Below are 17,229 nucleotides of genomic sequence, written 5' to 3'. Positions count from 1 at the left end.
CGACCGATGATCACAAATTTTTCCAACGGCCTGTTCTCCGCCCTGCGGCTGGTGCTGATGGCCTCTATCTTTCTCGGCCCGGTGGCGGGACTTGCGGTTTACAAGGCCGATCCCCGCCCAGCATCCAAGGGCGCCGGTTTCGTGCTTCTGATGAGCCTGCAGCGCGGCGCGCTCGGCTGAGGTTTCCCGTCCCGCTTATTGTTGCAGCTGCTTTTTCCGTTTCTTTTCAGTTTCTTCGTATTTCTGTCGCTTGCCTGTCGAAATTGGCCTCTTATAATGGGCCATGACAATAGCAAAACCAACGATTCCGCCCTTCACCTTCATCAGCCCCGAGCCTTTCGCGCCGCAGACATTCACGGACCCGAAAGAAGCTGTGGCGGCTTTGACCGCGCTTTACGAACGCAATACGGCGTTCCTCATCAACTCTTTCACCGACCTTGCCAAGGGTGCGCCGATTACCGGCCGCTACCGCGCCTGCTACCCGCAGGTCAGCCTCGAGACGGCCACCTTCGGCCATGTCGATTCGCGTCTCTCCTACGGTCATGTCTCCGCCCCCGGCGTTTACACGACGACAATCACCCGGCCGGAGCTTTTCCGCCATTATCTCAAGGAGCAGCTGGGGCTTCTGATGAAGAACCACGGCGTTCCCGTCACGGTTGCCGAATCGGCCACGCCCATTCCGCTGCATTTCGCCTTCGGCGAAGGCGCCTATGTCGAGGCCGCGGCGGCTTCATCGCTCTCCGACGTGCCGCTGCGCGATCTGTTCGATACGCCCGATCTCAACAATACCGACGACCTCATCGCTAATGGCGAATATGATCAGGTGCCGGGCGAACCCGCACCGCTCGCGCCTTTTACCGCACAGCGCATCGATTATTCGCTTGCCCGCCTCAGCCACTACACGGCGACCAGCGCCAGCCATTTCCAGAATTTCGTGCTGTTCACCAACTACCAGTTCTACATCGACGAATTCGCCGCATGGGCACGGCAGTTGATGAAGAATGGTGGCGAGGGCTACACAGCCTTCGTGGAGCCCGGCAACATCGTTACGCAGGCCGGTTCCGACCGGCCGCAGACGGATGCAGTGCTCGCGCGCCTGCCACAAATGCCTGCCTATCACCTCAAAAAGAAGGGCCATGCCGGTATTACGCTCGTCAATATCGGCGTCGGCCCCTCCAACGCCAAGACGATCACCGACCACATCGCCGTGCTGCGCCCGCATGCCTGGCTGATGGTTGGCCATTGCGCCGGCCTTCGCAACAGCCAGCGGCTGGGTGACTATGTTCTGGCCCACGCCTATGTGCGTGAGGATCACGTTCTCGATGACGACCTGCCGGTCTGGGTGCCGATCCCGGCGCTTGCCGAAGTGCAGCTGGCGCTGGAAGGTGCTGTTGCCGAAGTCACGGGTTATGAGGGTTTCGAGCTGAAGCGCATCATGCGCACCGGCACCGTCGCCACCATCGACAACCGCAACTGGGAACTTCGCGATCAGGCCGGCCCTGTCAAGCGCCTGTCGCAGTCACGCGCCATAGCACTCGACATGGAATCGGCCACCATCGCCGCCAACGGTTTCCGCTTCCGCGTGCCCTACGGCACCCTGCTCTGCGTCTCCGACAAGCCGCTGCATGGCGAATTGAAGCTGCCGGGCATGGCAACGGAGTTCTACCGCACCCAGGTCGCCCAGCATCTGCAAATCGGCATCCGCGCCGTGCAGAAGCTTGCCGCCATGCCGACGGAAACGCTGCATTCGCGCAAGCTCAGAAGCTTTTACGAGACGGCGTTCCAGTAAAATCTGTATCGAACGAAGCGCCTTTGGTGTATTGTTTCGTAAATCGATACACCAAGGGTTTCTACATGCGTACCAACATCGAACTTGATGACGCCTTGATCGCCGAGGCGATGGAAATCACAGGCCTCTCGACGAAAAAGGCAACCGTTGAGAAGGCGTTGCGCGATCTCGTGGAGAATCTCGGGCGGCGTAAAGCGTTGCAGGAACTGAGAGGCATCGGCTGGAGTGGCGATCTGGAAAATGTGCGCAATAGCTGGAGCGCAGAAGATATCAAATCGCAAGATGCCGCAGAATGATCGTTGTCGATACATCTGTCTGGATCGACTGGTTTCAGAATAAATCCACGCCTCAAGTCACAACGCTCGACGATATAAGCGATCTTACCGACGTGATTATCGGCGACATTATTCTTCTCGAAATCCTGCAGGGAGAGCGGAATGACAAGCTGGCGGCGGCTATACATAGTCGGCTGAAGCGCTTCGGATTCGTGCCGATGCTGACACCCGAACTTGCCGTTAAAGCTGCTACCAATTACCGAAAACTTCGCGGCGTAGGGAAAACCGTGCGTAAAACGGCTGACCTCATCATCGGCACTTACTGCATCGAGCACGGACATAAATTGCTGCACAACGACCGAGACTTTCAGCCGATGGCCGATCATCTCGGTCTGCAATTCGCCTGAACCTCAAACCACCTTCACCGTCCCCTCCACGCGGATGGGAAAATTCACCGACCGCGCAATGAAGCATTTGTCATGCGCATCATGGTGCAACTCATCCGCCCGGGCGGGATCGCCCTTCGAAATGGTGATGACCGGTTTCAGCACCACTTCGCTGAACTGCCCCGCACCGTCCTTTTCCATGACAAGCGTGCCTTCGGCATTGTCGACATAGTCTTCGACGATGATGCCGTTGACGGAGCAGAAATGCAGGTACCAGAGTTTGTGGCAGGCGGAGAGCGAGGCGACGAGCAGGTCTTCCGGGTTCCAGCGGGAGGGATCGCCGCGGAAGGCCGGGTCGGAAGAGCCGGCAATATCCGCCTTGCCCGCCGTGGAAATCGTGTAGTCGCGCTCATAGTCGCGATAACCAGACGTGCCCTTGCCGCGATTACCAGTCCATTTCACCTCGACGGCGTAATGATGTTCCTGTCCTGCCATGTGGTTATTCCTCCCTTGGAATCTTTTTTTGCATTTTCTAACGGAAAACCGGTATCCACTTTTCCTAGAAATGCTCTCGCGTATCGCGCAGGTGGTCGAGCCCCTTGCGCAGTGTCTCCATGATTTGATCGACTTCGGAACGGCTGATGGTCAACGCTGGCGAGGCCAGCATGCGATCGCCCGTGGCTCGCATCACGAGGCCGTTTGCCAGACAATGGTTGCGCACTGCTGTGCCGATATCGTCAGGTTTGGCGAAACGCCTGCGGGTGGCCTTGTCGGCCGTTATCTGCAGGCCGCCCATCAGGCCAACATTCACTGCCTCGCCCACCAGTTCGTGATCGGTGAGGCATTTCCAGCCCTCGGAGAAATAGGGGCCGATATCGTCGCGCACCCGCTCCACCAGCCCCTCATCCTCGATGATGCGGAGATTTTCCAGTGCCGCGGCAGCGCAGACGGGATGGCCGGAATAGGTGAAGCCGTGGTTGAAATCACCGACCTCAGACAACATCACCTCCGCCACCCGGTCGGAGACGATGACACCGCCAATCGGCAGATAACCTGATGACAGTCCCTTGGCCACGGGGGCGAAATCCGGTTCCACGCCAAAATGCTGGTAACCGAACCACGAGCCGAGACGGCCGAAACCGCAGATAACTTCATCGGAGACGAGAAGGATGTTGCGCGCCTTGCAGATGCGGGCGATTTCCGGCCAGTAGGTCTCCGGCGGCACGATGACGCCGCCAGCGCCCTGAATGGGTTCGGCCACGAAAGCGGCGACATTCTCCTCGCCGAGTTCATCGATCTTCGCGTCCAGTTCACGGGCCACCTTCAGGCCGAATTCGGTCGGTGAGAGATCGCCACCCTCGGCATACCAATAGGGCTGGCCGATATGGGCCACACCCTCGATCGGCAGGCTGCCCTGCTCGTGCATCCACTTCATGCCGCCGAGCGAAGCACCGGCCACCGTCGAGCCATGATAGCCGTTGCGGCGGGCAATGACCTTCGTCTTCGTCGGGTGGCCGAGCGCCTTCCAGTAGACTCGCGCCATTCGGAACCAGGTGTCGGTGGCTTCCGAACCGGAATTGGTGAAGAACACATGGTTCATCTTTGGCCCGGCGCGAGAGGCGATCTTCTGCGCCAGAAGTGTCGCGGGCGGCGTGGTGGTGCCGAAGAACGCGTTGTAATACGGCAATTCATTCATCTGGCGCTGCACGACATCGGCGATCTCGCGGCGTCCATAACCGATATTCACGCACCAGAGGCCGGCAAAGGCATCGAGATATTTCTTGCCGGTGCTGTCATAGATGAACACCCCTTCGGCTCGCTCGATGATGCGGGTGCCGGCGGCGTTCAGCTTGCCCATGTCGGAAAAGGGATGAAGGTGATGAGCGGCATCGATGGCGGCGAGATTGGAGATCGGCTTGGAGATTTCATTCATGACAGATCGCACTCCCACAAAGGCAACGGCGCTCACGCCACCGCGCCCGCCGAACATGGCCGGGCAGCCTCGATTTGGCAAGGCTGGTGGTTTTTAGGGGGATATTGATTGGCTCGGCGTGGTCCGCTTAATTCAAAGGCGGTTGCGCTACGTGAAAAATGCTGGCCCCACCAGCACCTTCAATTCGCCGGCGTGAACCTTCAGTGCCACATCCCGTTCCATCGGTAACAGTTCACCATCGATGACGCAGCGCAGATCATGGCGTTTCTTCGGGAAATGCAGTTCCACATCCGTCACGGTCGTTGCTGTCACGGCGGCATTTTCCTTCAGCTTGCCGCGCAGAATGTCGAAGGCGAGTTTTGCAACGCCTGAGGGGCGCAGCGGATCGGTGAGGTAAAAGCCGAGATGGCCGCCCGAGACATTGTCCGCCACCAGCAATGAATTCTGGCCAAACTCGTTGTTGGAGACGGAGATGGCCGAGACCTTGCGGTGCTGCGTCGTGCCATTGACGGTATATTGCACCTCGAAGACCGGCGGATTGAGGATGACGCTGATGGCAGCGCGGATGCTCGCCTTGATCTTGCCGAGACGGGAAGCGAAGGCGAGATTGTTGCGGTAGCGCACCATGCGCGAATGCAGGCCGGCGGAAAACTGGTGCACGAAGAGACGGCCATTGACGCTGGCGATATCGACGTTGGCAATCTTGCCATTCGCCAGCGTTTCCAGTGCCTGGCGAATGTCGAGCGGCAGCTTCAGCGAGCGGGCAAAGAGGTTCATGGTGCCGGCCGGAACGATGCCAAGCGCAATGCCGTGTTTCCAGGCGATGGCCGCAGCGGCCGAAATCGTGCCGTCACCGCCGCCGGCAATGATGCCCTCGATATCAGGCTCATCGGCGGCGCGTTCCATCTCCTCGACGATATCCTTGCCGGAAACCAGACGGCAATCGATCTCGTGGCCGGCGCGGGAGAAGACCGCGCGGGCATGCTCGCAATAGGCGTCCATATCCGTGGTGCGAAATGTGCCGCCGTCGCGATTGAAAATTGCAATGAGCTTCATGTTTCCAACCTGATTCCGCAACGCAGCCGCGCGTAAATGCCTGGCTTCCGATAGAGTTCCGAACACCATCGCGTGAAGATGTTCTTTTACCGCGAATCGCTCTACCGCAACGCGTCATTTCATGTTAGGGACCATTTAAGGTCATTTTCATGACCGCGCATCTCCAGTCAGGGCAGACCGCTCCCATACGGTCTTGCCCTTTTTTCTGTGGGCCCTCCCCGTTTTTCAGGTCACGATGAGCCAGTCGAATATGTCCGAAGCCCTCCCTCGCGCGGAGAATGAAACCGTTTACACGGCAGCACCGGCCGCCGCCCTTTCACCGCTTGCCATCGCACTGATCGAGCTGGCGCTGGCCGCCGGCGGTTTCGGCATCGGCACTGGTGAATTCGCCATCATGGGTCTGCTGCCCGACGTCGCCAACACATATGGCGTCACTGTTCCGCAGGCGGGTTACGTCATCACGGCCTATGCGCTGGGCGTCGTTATCGGCGCGCCGATCATTGCGGTCCTTGCCGCTCGCCTGACACGGCGTACACTGCTTCTTGGCCTGATGGGACTTTTTGCAGCAGGCAATATTCTGAGCGCCCTTGCGCCTGACTTCCTGAGCTTCACCCTCCTGCGTTTCGTTACCGGCCTGCCACATGGCGCCTATTTCGGCGTGGCCGCATTGGTGGCAGCCTCCATGGCGCCCATCCACAAGCGTGCCCGCGCCGTTGGCCGCGTCATGCTCGGTCTCACCATAGCCACCCTGCTCGGCACACCGCTCGCCACCTTCTTCGGCCAGCTCCTGTCCTGGCGAGCGGCCTTCATGCTGGTCGGCGGCATCGGGCTCTTGACCGTCGCCCTTCTCTGGCTGTTTCAGCCGCGTGACAAGGTGGAGGAAGGCGCAAGCGTGTGGCGTGAACTCGGCGCATTCAGGCGCGTGCAAGTGTGGCTGACGCTCGCCATCGCCGCCGTCGGTTTCGGCGGCATGTTCTCGGTGTTCAGCTATATCGCCAAGACCACCACCGACGTGGCGATGATGCCGGTTTCCACCGTTTCCATGGTGCTGGCGCTGTTCGGCATCGGCATGAATGTCGGCAATGTGGTCGGCTCGCGGCTCGCCGATATCTCGCTCAATGGTACGATTGGCGGCATGCTGGCCTTCAACGTGCTGGTCATGACGGTGTTCGGCATGACGGCGCACGATCCGTTCATGTTGTGCCTCTGCGTGTTCCTGATCGGCTGCGGTTTTGCAGCCTGCCCGGCCGTGCAGACCCGGCTGATGGATGTGGCGCAGGATGCGCAGACGCTTGCCGCCGCTTCCAACCATTCCGCTTTCAACATTGCCAATGCGCTCGGCGCCTGGCTTGGCGGCCTCGTCATTGCCATGGGTTTCGGTTACGCCTCGACGGGCTATATCGGTGCCGTTCTCTCCCTTCTCGGACTTGGCGTTTTCCTTGTTTCCGTCACCGTCGAACGGCGCGCAAAAGCCGGCTGAAAGCCGGCTTTTCAGCGGTCCAAACGCCTTTTCCAGCACCCGCCGGGAACCTTACGGAAATTTCACAATCGGCTCGCTTGACTCTTTTTCGTTTCAGGCGCAACACGGCGATACGCACCGGCCGTGACCCGGAACTGTGCGGATTTCAACGGAGCATCATTAGATGTCTAGCGACAGTAGTAGTCGATTGCCTTTGCCGAAAGCGGCGAACGGGAACTGATCCGACACCTGTCGGCTCACCACCGCGTTCGCCGTAATCGGCGAATCGACGGAAAGGTGAGCAATCATGAACTTCCACACTCTCTCCCAGAGAGCCAGCAAGGCCGCACGTCTTCTCCGCAGCGGAAATGCCGGTTCCACCACCATTGCAGAACGTGTCGAGCACCTCAACACGCTTGATACCGACGCAGCCGTAGCAGCCCTGCTTGCCATGCCGCAGGCAAAGGCCGTTGCCATTCTCGACCGGCCGGAGCTGCATGACGCAGCCGCCATCATTGCCGGCATTCCGCTGGAACAGGCCGCCCGTTTCGTCAACCTGATGTCTGACGACCGCGTCGCCGACGTCATGGCGGAAATGGAAGAAGAGCCGCGCGCAAAGCTGTTTTCCCGGCTGGACCGCACCACCGCGCTCTCCATCAAACATCTGATGGGCTATCCGCCGCGCACCGCCGGTTCCATCATGACCACGGAATTCGTCAGCGTCCCTGACAGCTGGACGGTGGAACAGACCCTTTCGCACATCCGCGTTGTCGAGCGGTCGCGTGAAACGGTCTATGCCATCTATGTGCTGGCTGAGGACGGGACACTCACCACGGTCGTGACGCTGCGTCGCCTGCTGACCGGGGAGCCCGGTGCTTCCATCCTTTCCGTCGCGTCGAAGGAAGGCATTGCCTATGCAAGCCCGCTGATGTTGCAGGAGGATGTGGCCCGGCTGATCCGCAAGCACGACCTTCTGGCGCTTCCCGTGGTTGATGACCACTCGCATATTCTCGGCATCGTCACCGTTGACGACGTAATCGACACCATGATCGCCGATACCACGGAAGATGCCCACAAGTTCGGTGGTATGGAAGCACTCGGCAAGCCCTATATGACGATCGGCTTTCCGGACATGATCCGCAAGCGCGCCGGCTGGCTCTCAGCCCTGTTCCTCGGTGAAATGCTGACGGCCAGCGCCATGCAGCATTTCGAGGGCGAGCTGGAAAAGGCCGTTGTGCTGACGCTGTTCATTCCGCTCATCATGTCGTCGGGTGGTAACTCCGGTTCGCAGGCCACCTCGCTCATCATCCGGGCGCTGGCGCTCGGCGAATTGAAACTTTCCGACTGGTGGCGGGTGCTGCTGCGGGAAATCCCGACGGGCCTGACGCTCGGCTGCATTCTCGGTGCCATCGGCTTCCTGCGCCTGACCGTCTGGCAGCAGGCAGGTTTCTACGATTACGGCGAGCACTGGCTGCTGGTCGGCATCACCGTCTTTGCGGCACTTGTCGGCATCGTCACCTTCGGTTCGCTCGCCGGTTCCATGCTGCCGTTCATCCTGCAGCGCCTGCGGCTCGACCCCGCCAGCGCCTCTGCCCCCTTCGTCGCGACGCTGGTGGATGTCAGCGGCCTCGTCATCTACTTCTCGGTGGCGCTGGTTATCCTCAGCGGCACATTGCTCTAAAGACAAAAGGCCCGCTCGAAAGAGCGGGCCTTCAGTTTTTTTACGGCGCGTAACAACCTCTCATCCGTCATGCCGGACTTGTGTGGATGATGCAACTCTCCCAAAAGCATGGTTTCTGGGAAAACGCCCCTCAGCCGCCGGCGCTGATGACGCCCGTCCCCAACAGGGCGAGCAGGATGAAGCCGATGACCACGCGGTACCAGACGAAGGGCATGTAGCTCTTGGTCGAGACCAGCTTCAGGAAAACGACGATCACGGCGTAACCGACCACGAAGGCGATGAGGGTCGCAAGCCCGGTCTGGCCCCAACCGACCGGATTGTCCTCGCCGATACTTTTGAACAGCTGGTAAAAGCCGGAGCCGAAGACGGCGGGAACGGCGAGCAGGAAGGAATAACGGGCCGCCGCCTCGCGGGTATAACCCAGAAGCAGGCCAGCGCTGATGGTGCCGCCCGAACGCGAAACGCCGGGAATGAGCGCCATGGCCTGCGCGAAACCGAAAAGGATGCCATCGCGCCAGATCAACTGGTTCAGCTTGTAGCGCTTTTCCCCGATCCTGTCGGCAAGGCCAAGAACGATGCCGAAGACGATCAGCATCACGGCGGTGATATAGAGGTTGCGCAGCGAATGTTCGATCGCATCCTTGAAGAACAGCCCCAGAAACACGATCGGCACCGAACCGACGATAATCAGCCAGCCGAGCCGCGCATCGGCCTTGTTATACTCGCCAAGCCGCAGGTTCTGCCTGAGCCAGGCGGCCGCAATCCGCATGATGTCGGACCAGAAATAGACCAGCACCGCCATTTCCGTGCCGATCTGGGTAATTGCCGTGAAGGCTGCCCCAGGATCAGTGCCTGACGGCAGGAACTCCCCGGCGATCCTCAGATGCGCGCTTGAAGAAACCGGAAGAAATTCCGTAAGTCCCTGCAAAAGGCCAAGAAATCCGGCCTCCATCCAACCCATGCTCATGTGCTTTGATGTCCCTGCTGCGAATCGAGTTTGCAGCATTATGCATCAATCGGGGCAAATCCGTGTTGCATCGCACCATGAAAATGGCCCGCACCGCACCTTGCTTTTACCCGTGATTTCTCTCAGGCCGCCTTTTCCGGGGCTGCCGGAAGCTGGGTATATTTCGCGCCGTTTTTGCACACGACATGGGCGTCGCCCCAGCTTTTCAGCGCCGAAATCACCGGCCGCATCGTCTCGCCAAGCGGCGTCAGCGCGTAATCCACCCGCGGCGGCACCACCGGGAAGACGGTGCGCGAAATAAGGCCGGCCTCTTCCAGCTCGCGCAGCTGCTTGGTCAGCATGCGCTGGGTGACGCTTGGGATGTGGCGGCGCAATTCGTTGAAGCGCAGCGTGCCCTCATTGATGAGGTGATAAAGGATCACGCCCTTCCATTTGCCATCGAGAAAACTCAAGGCCGATTCCACCGGACAGCCGGGGAAGTTGCCGGTGAGCTTGGCGCGCGGTCGCGACATCTACAGTATCCTTTTTGTATGTATCGTCAAAAAATGTGCATTCTTGCGATTGGTGTTCATATGTATCAAGTAAGAGGCACGCAAACAAGCAAAGGAGACTGTTCATGCGCGCCATCGGTTACAAGACCAGCCAGCCCATCACCGCCACGGACGCCCTCATCGATATCGATCTGCCCCAGCCGGAGGCGAAGGGACACGACATTCTGGTAGAGGTGAAGGCGGTTTCGGTGAACCCTGTGGACACCAAGGTGCGCCGCAACCAGTCGCCGGAAAATGGCGCCACCCGCGTGCTGGGTTTCGACGCTTCGGGTGTGGTGAAGGCCGTCGGCGACAGGGTCTCGCTGTTCAAGCCCGGCGACGAGGTATTTTATGCCGGTGTCATCAACCGCCCGGGCTCCAACAGCGAATTCCACCTGGTCGATGAGCGCATCGTTGGCGCAAAGCCGAAATCGCTGAATTTCGAAGAGGCCGCCGCCCTGCCGCTCACCGCGATCACCGCTTACGAGACGCTGTTCGACCGGCTGCGGGTGAAGGAGCCGGTTCCGGGCGCAGCCAATGCCGTTCTTGTCATCGGCGGTGCCGGCGGCGTCGGTTCGATTGCCATCCAGCTTCTGAGAGCGCTGACGGATCTCACCGTCATCGCGACGGCGTCGCGGCCGGAAACCATGGAGTGGGTGAAGGAACTCGGTGCGCATCACGTCATCGATCACGGCAAGCCGATCGCGCCGCAGGTGGAAGCGCTTGGCATCGGTGCGCCGGGCTTCGTGTTTTCGACCACCCATAGCGATATTCACGCCGCCGACAGCGTGGCGGCCATTGCGCCGCAGGGCCGTTTTGCGCTGATCGACGATCCGGTCGGCGGCTTCGACGTCATGGCCTTCAAGCGCAAATGCGTATCGATCCACTGGGAAATGATGTTCGCCCGCGCGGTTTTCGAGACGCCTGACATGATCGAACAGCACAGGCTGCTGAACCATGTGGCCGAGCTGGTGGATGCCGGCAAGATCAGGACGACGTTGACCGAGGTTTTCGGCACCATCAATGCCGCAAACCTCATCAAGGCGCATGCCCTGATCGAGAGCAACACGGCCAAGGGCAAGATCGTGCTTTCGGGCTTCTGATCGACGACGAGGCATCCGCATCGCGGACGCCTCTGCTCTTATGGAGATATCCGTGCCGCGCGGGCAAAAACCGCGCGGCCATTCAATCAATCATCATCCGGATCTTCCGGGCACGGCCAGGAAGCCGGCGCGGTGAGGCCATTCGGCAATTTGGTCTTGGCGTCACCGCAGGCAATGTCGATCTGTTTCTGGTCGAGGCCGGTGGCCGTGGAGAGATCGACCCCCTCGATGCGGGTCAGCAGCAGGAAGGCGCTGGTGAAATCCACCGGACCGCCAAGCGTGGCGCCGCCGAAGCGGGCGCGCGACAGGTTGGTCAGCGAAAATTTCGAGCCGTTCAGCGATGCGCCCTCGAAATCGGCACGCCCGAGTTCAGCCTTGGTGAAATCCGTGCCATCGAGCTTGGTCTTCTCGAATTTGGTTCGCTGCATTTCGGCATTGATGAATTTGGCATTGGTGGCGTCGGCAGCGGAAAAATCGCTGCGGTAGGCTTCCACCTTTGTCAGATTGGCGCCCTGCAGGTTCGCCTCGCCTAGCGCCGTGCGGATGAGCTTGGCCTTCTCAAGATTGGCCCCCTTCAGCGAAGAGCCGCGCAGGTCGGTATAGGTGAAATCCGTGCCGTAAAGCATCGCCGAATCGAGATTGCTGCTGCCGAGCATCAACATGCGCTTGTTGCATTCGCGCCAGTCGATGCCGGCCATGGCATCGGTGCGGCAGCTGGCAGCCGCCAGCGGGCCGCCGCTCAGCGAAACGACCGCAACCATCATCCCTGCCGCCACAGCAGCGCCAAACCGCGTCTTTCCTACGATATTCAGCCTTTGAAAGCCGGACATTCTTTCACTCCCTGTCGCCGGGCGACGGCGCAAACGCAACAGCTCTTGAGCCGAACCGGGACCATATGCACATTCAAGGCGTTACCGCATTACCGCCCCGCGATCCACGGGCCGGATGACGTTACAACACCCCAACATCCTATATGTAAGAAATCGAAGAGCAATCCACAAATACTGAGGGAAAAGAGGCAATGGGCGCTGCGCTTGCGCCATGGCGAACGCGATGCGGCGGCGAGGGCTTATTGCGTCTGTGTTGTTGGAATGAGTTTTTGCAGGCGGAAACGGCACGCTCCGCAGAGGCCGTCCATTCGGTCACGCGCGCGGTCCGAACAAACTCGACATCCTCGGGCCTGTCCCGAGGATTCGTCCAAGTATCGTAAAATCATCCGTTGCAGACAACAGGGACAAGCCCGAGCATGACGAAGAGGGATACCCTCACCCCATCACATATTGGCGTAAACCGGCCCCTCGCCGCCCTGCGGCGGCACCCAGTTGATGTTCTGGTTGGGGTCCTTGATGTCGCAGGTCTTACAGTGCACGCAGTTCTGGGCGTTGATGACGTAAACTTCCTCGCCATCCTTCTCCACCCATTCATAAACGCCGGCCGGACAATAACGGGCCGAGGGACCGGCATAAACGTCGTGTTCGGAGCGCTTCTGCAGCTCCATGTCCTTCACCTGGAGATGGACCGGCTGGTCCTCCTCATGATTGGTGGAGGAGAGGAACACCGAAGACAGGCGGTCGAAGGTCAGAACGCCATCCGGTTTCGGATAGGCGATCGGCTTGTGCTTGGAGGCCGGCTCCAGGCTCTGCGCATCCGTCTTGCCATGCTTCAGCGTGCCGAAGAAGGAGAAACCGAACAGCTGGTTGGTCCACATGTCGAGACCGCCGAGGCCGACACCGACCAGCGTGCCGAATTTCGACCAGAGAGGCTTGACGTTGCGCACCCGCTTCAGATCCTTGCCGATATCGCCTTCGCGCCATTCGGCCTCGATCTCGACCACCTCGTCATGAGCGCGGCCGGCTGAGAGGGCTGCGGCGATCTTTTCCGCCGCCAGCATGCCCGAAAGCACCGCATTATGGCTGCCCTTGATGCGCGGCACGTTGACGAGACCGGCGGAACAGCCGATCAGCGCGCCGCCGGGGAAGGTGAGCTTCGGCACCGACTGGTAACCGCCTTCAGTGATGGCGCGCGCGCCATAGGAAATGCGCTTGCCGCCCTCGAAGGTGTCGCGGATCGAGGGATGCGTCTTGAAGCGCTGGAATTCCTCGAAGGGATAAAGATAGGGATTCTTATAGTTGAGGTGAACGACGAAGCCGACGGCGACGAGGTTATCCTCCAGATGATACAGGAACGAGCCGCCGCCGGTCTTGAAACCGAGCGGCCAGCCGAAGGAGTGCTGCACGAGGCCCTGCTTGTGCTTCTCCGGCTTGACCTGCCACAGCTCCTTGATGCCGATGCCGAACTTTTGGGGCTCGCGATCCCTAGACAGGTCGAATTTGGCGATCAGCTGCTTGGCAAGCGATCCACGCACGCCTTCTCCAACAAGCACATATTTGCCGTGCAGCTCCATGCCGCGGGTGAAGTTCGGGCCGGGCTCGCCGTTTTTCTCGATGCCCATATCACCGGTGGCGACGCCGATGACCGCGCCTTCGTCATTATAAAGCACTTCGGTGGCGGCAAAGCCCGGATAGATCTCGACGCCGAGCGCTTCCGCCTTTTCCGCCAGCCAGCGACAGACGAGGCCGAGTGAGACGATGTAATTGCCGTGATTGTTCATCAAAGGCGGCATCATGAAATTCGGCAGGCGGATGGAGCCGGCCGGGCCTAGGAACATGAACTGGTCGTCCTTGACCTCGGTCTTGAAGGGATGCCCCTCCTCTTCGCGCCAGCCCGGCAGCAGCCGGTCGATGCCGATGGGATCGACCACCGCGCCCGAAAGAATATGCGCGCCAACTTCCGCGCCCTTTTCCAGAACGACGACCGAAAGCTCGGGCTCCACCTGCTTCAGCCGGATGGCCGCGCTGAGACCCGCAGGACCCGCGCCAACGATCACAACGTCGAATTCCATCGCTTCGCGTTCGGGCAGTTCCATCGCTTCCGTCATCTTGTCCTCTCAGATCGCCGGTCCCATCCGGCTGTTGTTATATATCCGCTTTCCGGCATTCCCGGCGCATCGCCTGCGCCGGACAAAAAGCCATCCGCGACACCGCATTCACCAGTGCCTGTCATCGCAAAGCAGGACGCCTTTGTCGAGCTTCTATAGCGGCAAAACATGTCGCACGCCAGCCTATTGTCAGACAACCTGATGATTGGTGTATTACTTTTACGTTCACGTAAAACAGAATAGAAGCGCCATGTTTGGCCGTCAAGGGCCACGCCTGTTCAGTAGCGACTGTTATTCGGCAACACGCGGGCAGCGGGAGTAAGGACTCCTCAGCGAAAAAAGCAAAGTCCTACGTTTTCGGCTTCGATTGACTCGCCGCAGTCCTGTTGTTCGGTTTCCGGCCGCGCGGATTCGGCTTTAATGGAACGGTCTTGCCATACTCTTCCCACCAGGCCGCCAATGCCTGCATCGTCGGACCAAGGCCTCGCGCCTTTTCCGTCATCTCATACTCGACGCGAGGTGGCACCTCCGCAAAAACGGTTCGTGAAACGAGACCGTCCGCCTCCAACTCGCGAAGCTGCGCCGACAACATGTGCTGGGTAATTCCGGGGATCGCCTTTCGCAGCTCTCCGAAACGGTGGACACGCTGATGAAGCAGCCACATGATTTCCAGCTTCCATTTTCCCGAAAGCATAGCGAAGGCGCGACGCATCTCGTCCTGCATCGTGAAGTCGGATTCATCCATTAGTCTTGTTTTCCATACCTAGTGTCAGAAATTCATCCTACTTGCGAAAATTCATCATAGCCTACAAATTCTCTACAAGCTCTTCGTAGCCGATGCAACGCGTCATCCGAAAAGCGCAAGATCAATGCTCAATTTCGCCGGGACGCCCGGCGAGAGGGATATTCCATGACTATGACCTACACCTACTGGATCAGCACGGGCCTCCTGTCGGCGCTATATCTGTCTTCGGCGGCCCTGTACCTGGCCAGGAGGGGCTTCGTCGAAAAGGCCCAGGCCGACCTCGGCTATCATGCAGCCCATCTGGCGCCGTTCATGATCGTCGTGAAGATACTTGGGCCACTTGCAATCCTGACCCGCTTCTCCCTGCCACTCAGCGATCTCGCCTATGCGGGTATTTTCTACCATTTGATCCTGTCCGGAATGGCGCATCTCGGCGTCCGCAGCATCAAGGGTGCGATGCCCGCCGCTATTGGCCTCATCCTGCTGGCCACATCCTTCGCGACACAGAACCACGCTCGCGATGTTCCCTCACCGTATGCTCCTGAAGCAGCGGTCCACCAGTAAACCTTAAAAAGGAAACCCCCATGAAAAGATTAGAAGGCAAGGTTGCGATCGTCACCGGGGCTGGCCGTGGAATCGGCCGCGCCACCGCCAAACTCCTCGCCGCCCAGGGCGCTAAAGTTGCGGTGCTCTCGCTCACGCCCGCGAATGTCGATGCTGTCGTGGCCGACATAGAAGCTGCGGGCGGGACCGCTTTGGGCATTGCGCTCGATGTCAGCGATGCCGACGCGATCAAGCCAGCGATCGACACGGTTGTCGCGACCTGGGGCCGCATCGATATCCTTGTGAACAACGCATTCGACCCGTCAGTGGTACAGTCCTCGGTTCTCGATTTGTCGGTGGAGCAACTGCAGCGCAACTTCGATACGGGGCCGATCGCCTTTTTGCGGATGATGCAGGCCGCCTACCCCCATCTGAAAGCCAGCGGCGAAGGACGTGTCATCAATTTCGGTTCGATGGCCGGCGTCACGGGTTTGGTACCATATGCGCCGTACAACATGGCGAAGGAAGCCATACGTGCCCTGACACGGGTTGCGGCACGGGAATGGGGTGCCGACAAGATTACCGTCAACAACATCCTGCCCGTTGCCGATACCTGGGGGGCGGCGGCAGCGAATATTCCCGCCCCGGCCAACGCCCTTTCCCGGCATGGCTCCCCCGAAGACGATATCGCTCCCGTGGTGCTGTTCCTTGCCAGCAAAGATGCGCAATTCATCACAGGGTATAGCCTGACGCCCGATGGTGGCATGATTATTGATGCCGCGCGTTGAAAAAGCTGTGAGCGCGTTGCTTGCCTGAAAGCGGCTCCTCCGCGAAGTCTGCGAATTTCTTCGCAGACTTCCGAGCCTTAGGCGATTTATGGCAACAATGTCTCAGATGAGATCAAACCGCCCATTCCTCATCCGTCGTGAACACGATCGTCAGCCAGCGGTCACTCCCCTCGCCACCCAGCGCATTGCCGATCTCGTCGCGGATCGCGTCCCATTCCTCCAGACGCCGGGGCGGCCAGTTCCTGGGGACGATGAAGAAGAGTTCGATCTGCCGGCCACGGCCGACGCGGGCGACGTAGGAATAATGTGAGGTAAAGCCGAACTTCGTCACGACCTCCCCGGCCACCCCGTCCACATGATGCTTGAACTCCAGCGGCGTCACCAGAAGAATGTCGGCAAGCGCCTGTTTCACATTGCCGAGCGGCATGGGGATGATGACGAGGCAGACCAGCGCCAGCACGGCCGGGTCGATATAGGGCGCGAGCCAGGCCTGCGCCGTGCCCGTGAGGCCGTAACCGACGGCGAAGGCGACGAACAGCGCCATGCTCAGAAGCGCACTCATCAGCCAGCTCTTGGCGTCCAGCGCCACAAAGGCGGATTTCAGCCTGCGGTTCTGCCCTCTGACGAACCATGCCATGGCGAGCGAGACGGCGAAGCTGACGAAGGTGACGATGATGGCGTAATCGAACTCGATCGAGCGGCCGCCATCCAGCAGGCTGTCGATGGCATTGATGAGCGCATAGATCGCCGCACCCATCAACAGCGTGCCGTTGAGGCCAAGCACCATCGGCTCCAGATGCCAGAAACCCATGGTGAATCGTTCAGCCAGCCGGCCGCCGGGCCTAGGTGCTGCGGAAGCGGCGATCAGCCGTGCGACAAGCAGCGCCAGCACCGTCATGAAAGCATCGGTGAGCGCATAAACGCCGTCGAAAACCACCGCGAAGGAACCGGAGAACAGGCCCGCGCCAATGCCGAACAGCGCCAGGACAACCGTGACGGCAATGGAGAATTTCAGCAGGGATTGTTCTGTCATGAC

The 17,229-nt window shown here is 59.8% G+C and carries 18 protein-coding genes; 9 read left to right on the top strand and 9 right to left on the bottom strand.

Annotation, left to right across the window (positions count from 1 at the left end; genetic code table 11):
* Window positions 1-6 precede the first annotated feature (6 nt).
* The 4 genes from CFBP5499_RS29880 (at window position 7) to vapC (ending at window position 2,471) form a co-directional block, all read left to right on the top strand.
* A complete protein-coding gene (locus CFBP5499_RS29880) occupies window positions 7-180 on the top strand; it encodes a hypothetical protein (RefSeq protein WP_175416611.1) in 174 nt (57 codons plus the stop codon).
* Between the two features lie 103 nt (window positions 181-283).
* Window positions 284-1,789, top strand: a complete 1,506-nt coding sequence (amn, locus tag CFBP5499_RS04105; protein WP_080825475.1) for an AMP nucleosidase — start codon at window positions 284-286, stop codon at window positions 1,787-1,789.
* Window positions 1,790-1,854: 65 nt separating this feature from the next.
* Window positions 1,855-2,085 (top strand): type II toxin-antitoxin system VapB family antitoxin, encoded by a 231-nt coding sequence (locus CFBP5499_RS04100; protein WP_080825476.1) that lies wholly within the window; start codon window positions 1,855-1,857, stop codon window positions 2,083-2,085.
* Window positions 2,082-2,471 (top strand): type II toxin-antitoxin system VapC family toxin, encoded by a 390-nt coding sequence (vapC, locus tag CFBP5499_RS04095; protein WP_080825477.1) that lies wholly within the window; start codon window positions 2,082-2,084, stop codon window positions 2,469-2,471. The genes CFBP5499_RS04100 and vapC overlap by 4 nt, the downstream gene beginning before the upstream one ends.
* Before the next feature lie 3 nt (window positions 2,472-2,474).
* Here vapC and CFBP5499_RS04090 read toward each other — a convergent pair whose 3' ends face one another.
* From CFBP5499_RS04090 to CFBP5499_RS04080, 3 genes are all read right to left on the bottom strand, one after another.
* Window positions 2,475-2,945, bottom strand: a complete 471-nt coding sequence (locus CFBP5499_RS04090; RefSeq protein WP_080825478.1) for an OsmC family protein — start codon at window positions 2,943-2,945, stop codon at window positions 2,475-2,477.
* 64 nt (window positions 2,946-3,009) lie between these two features.
* Window positions 3,010-4,383, bottom strand: coding sequence for an aspartate aminotransferase family protein (locus tag CFBP5499_RS04085; RefSeq protein ID WP_175416610.1), 1,374 nt, complete (start codon window positions 4,381-4,383; stop codon window positions 3,010-3,012).
* A 147-nt stretch (window positions 4,384-4,530) separates the two neighbouring features.
* On the bottom strand, window positions 4,531-5,439 hold the full coding sequence (locus tag CFBP5499_RS04080) for a diacylglycerol/lipid kinase family protein (RefSeq protein WP_080825480.1): 909 nt from the start codon (window positions 5,437-5,439) through the stop codon (window positions 4,531-4,533).
* Between the two features lie 235 nt (window positions 5,440-5,674).
* On the opposite strand from CFBP5499_RS04080, the gene CFBP5499_RS04075 reads away from it, so the two are divergent.
* On the top strand, window positions 5,675-6,919 hold the full coding sequence (locus CFBP5499_RS04075) for an MFS transporter (RefSeq protein WP_080827403.1): 1,245 nt from the start codon (window positions 5,675-5,677) through the stop codon (window positions 6,917-6,919).
* 286 nt (window positions 6,920-7,205) lie between these two features.
* Complete coding sequence (gene mgtE / locus CFBP5499_RS04070; RefSeq protein WP_080825481.1) at window positions 7,206-8,579, top strand: magnesium transporter; 1,374 nt, start codon at window positions 7,206-7,208, stop codon at window positions 8,577-8,579.
* Between the two features lie 130 nt (window positions 8,580-8,709).
* Here the strand turns inward: mgtE and CFBP5499_RS04065 are convergent, their stop codons facing one another.
* Together CFBP5499_RS04065 and CFBP5499_RS04060 are read right to left on the bottom strand one after the other, a co-directional pair.
* Window positions 8,710-9,546 (bottom strand): undecaprenyl-diphosphate phosphatase, encoded by an 837-nt coding sequence (locus tag CFBP5499_RS04065; RefSeq protein ID WP_080825482.1) that lies wholly within the window; start codon window positions 9,544-9,546, stop codon window positions 8,710-8,712.
* Window positions 9,547-9,668: 122 nt separating this feature from the next.
* Complete coding sequence (locus CFBP5499_RS04060; RefSeq protein ID WP_080825483.1) at window positions 9,669-10,058, bottom strand: winged helix-turn-helix transcriptional regulator; 390 nt, start codon at window positions 10,056-10,058, stop codon at window positions 9,669-9,671.
* Between the two features lie 104 nt (window positions 10,059-10,162).
* Between CFBP5499_RS04060 and CFBP5499_RS04055 the strand changes: the two genes are divergently transcribed.
* On the top strand, window positions 10,163-11,179 hold the full coding sequence (locus CFBP5499_RS04055) for a zinc-binding alcohol dehydrogenase family protein (protein WP_080825484.1): 1,017 nt from the start codon (window positions 10,163-10,165) through the stop codon (window positions 11,177-11,179).
* Window positions 11,180-11,265: 86 nt separating this feature from the next.
* Here the strand turns inward: CFBP5499_RS04055 and CFBP5499_RS04050 are convergent, their stop codons facing one another.
* From CFBP5499_RS04050 to CFBP5499_RS04040, 3 genes are all read right to left on the bottom strand, one after another.
* A complete protein-coding gene (locus CFBP5499_RS04050) occupies window positions 11,266-12,009 on the bottom strand; it encodes a pentapeptide repeat-containing protein (RefSeq protein WP_080825485.1) in 744 nt (247 codons plus the stop codon).
* A gap of 443 nt (window positions 12,010-12,452) precedes the next feature.
* Complete coding sequence (locus tag CFBP5499_RS04045) at window positions 12,453-14,117, bottom strand: electron transfer flavoprotein-ubiquinone oxidoreductase (protein WP_080825486.1); 1,665 nt, start codon at window positions 14,115-14,117, stop codon at window positions 12,453-12,455.
* A gap of 349 nt (window positions 14,118-14,466) precedes the next feature.
* Window positions 14,467-14,862, bottom strand: coding sequence for a winged helix-turn-helix transcriptional regulator (locus CFBP5499_RS04040; RefSeq protein ID WP_080825487.1), 396 nt, complete (start codon window positions 14,860-14,862; stop codon window positions 14,467-14,469).
* 165 nt (window positions 14,863-15,027) lie between these two features.
* On the opposite strand from CFBP5499_RS04040, the gene CFBP5499_RS04035 reads away from it, so the two are divergent.
* Entirely contained in the window at window positions 15,028-15,426 is a 399-nt protein-coding gene (locus CFBP5499_RS04035; RefSeq protein WP_080825488.1) for a hypothetical protein, read from the top strand.
* A gap of 20 nt (window positions 15,427-15,446) precedes the next feature.
* Window positions 15,447-16,193, top strand: coding sequence for an SDR family NAD(P)-dependent oxidoreductase (locus CFBP5499_RS04030; protein ID WP_080825489.1), 747 nt, complete (start codon window positions 15,447-15,449; stop codon window positions 16,191-16,193).
* Window positions 16,194-16,305: 112 nt separating this feature from the next.
* Here the strand turns inward: CFBP5499_RS04030 and CFBP5499_RS04025 are convergent, their stop codons facing one another.
* Window positions 16,306-17,226 (bottom strand): cation diffusion facilitator family transporter, encoded by a 921-nt coding sequence (locus CFBP5499_RS04025; protein WP_080825490.1) that lies wholly within the window; start codon window positions 17,224-17,226, stop codon window positions 16,306-16,308.
* Window positions 17,227-17,229: the final 3 nt, after the last annotated feature.

The organism is Agrobacterium tumefaciens (genome assembly GCF_005221325.1).
Taxonomy (GTDB): Bacteria; Pseudomonadota; Alphaproteobacteria; order Rhizobiales; family Rhizobiaceae; genus Agrobacterium.
Note: the sequence above shows the minus strand (reverse complement) of the source record. Positions and strands in the feature narration are given on the sequence as shown.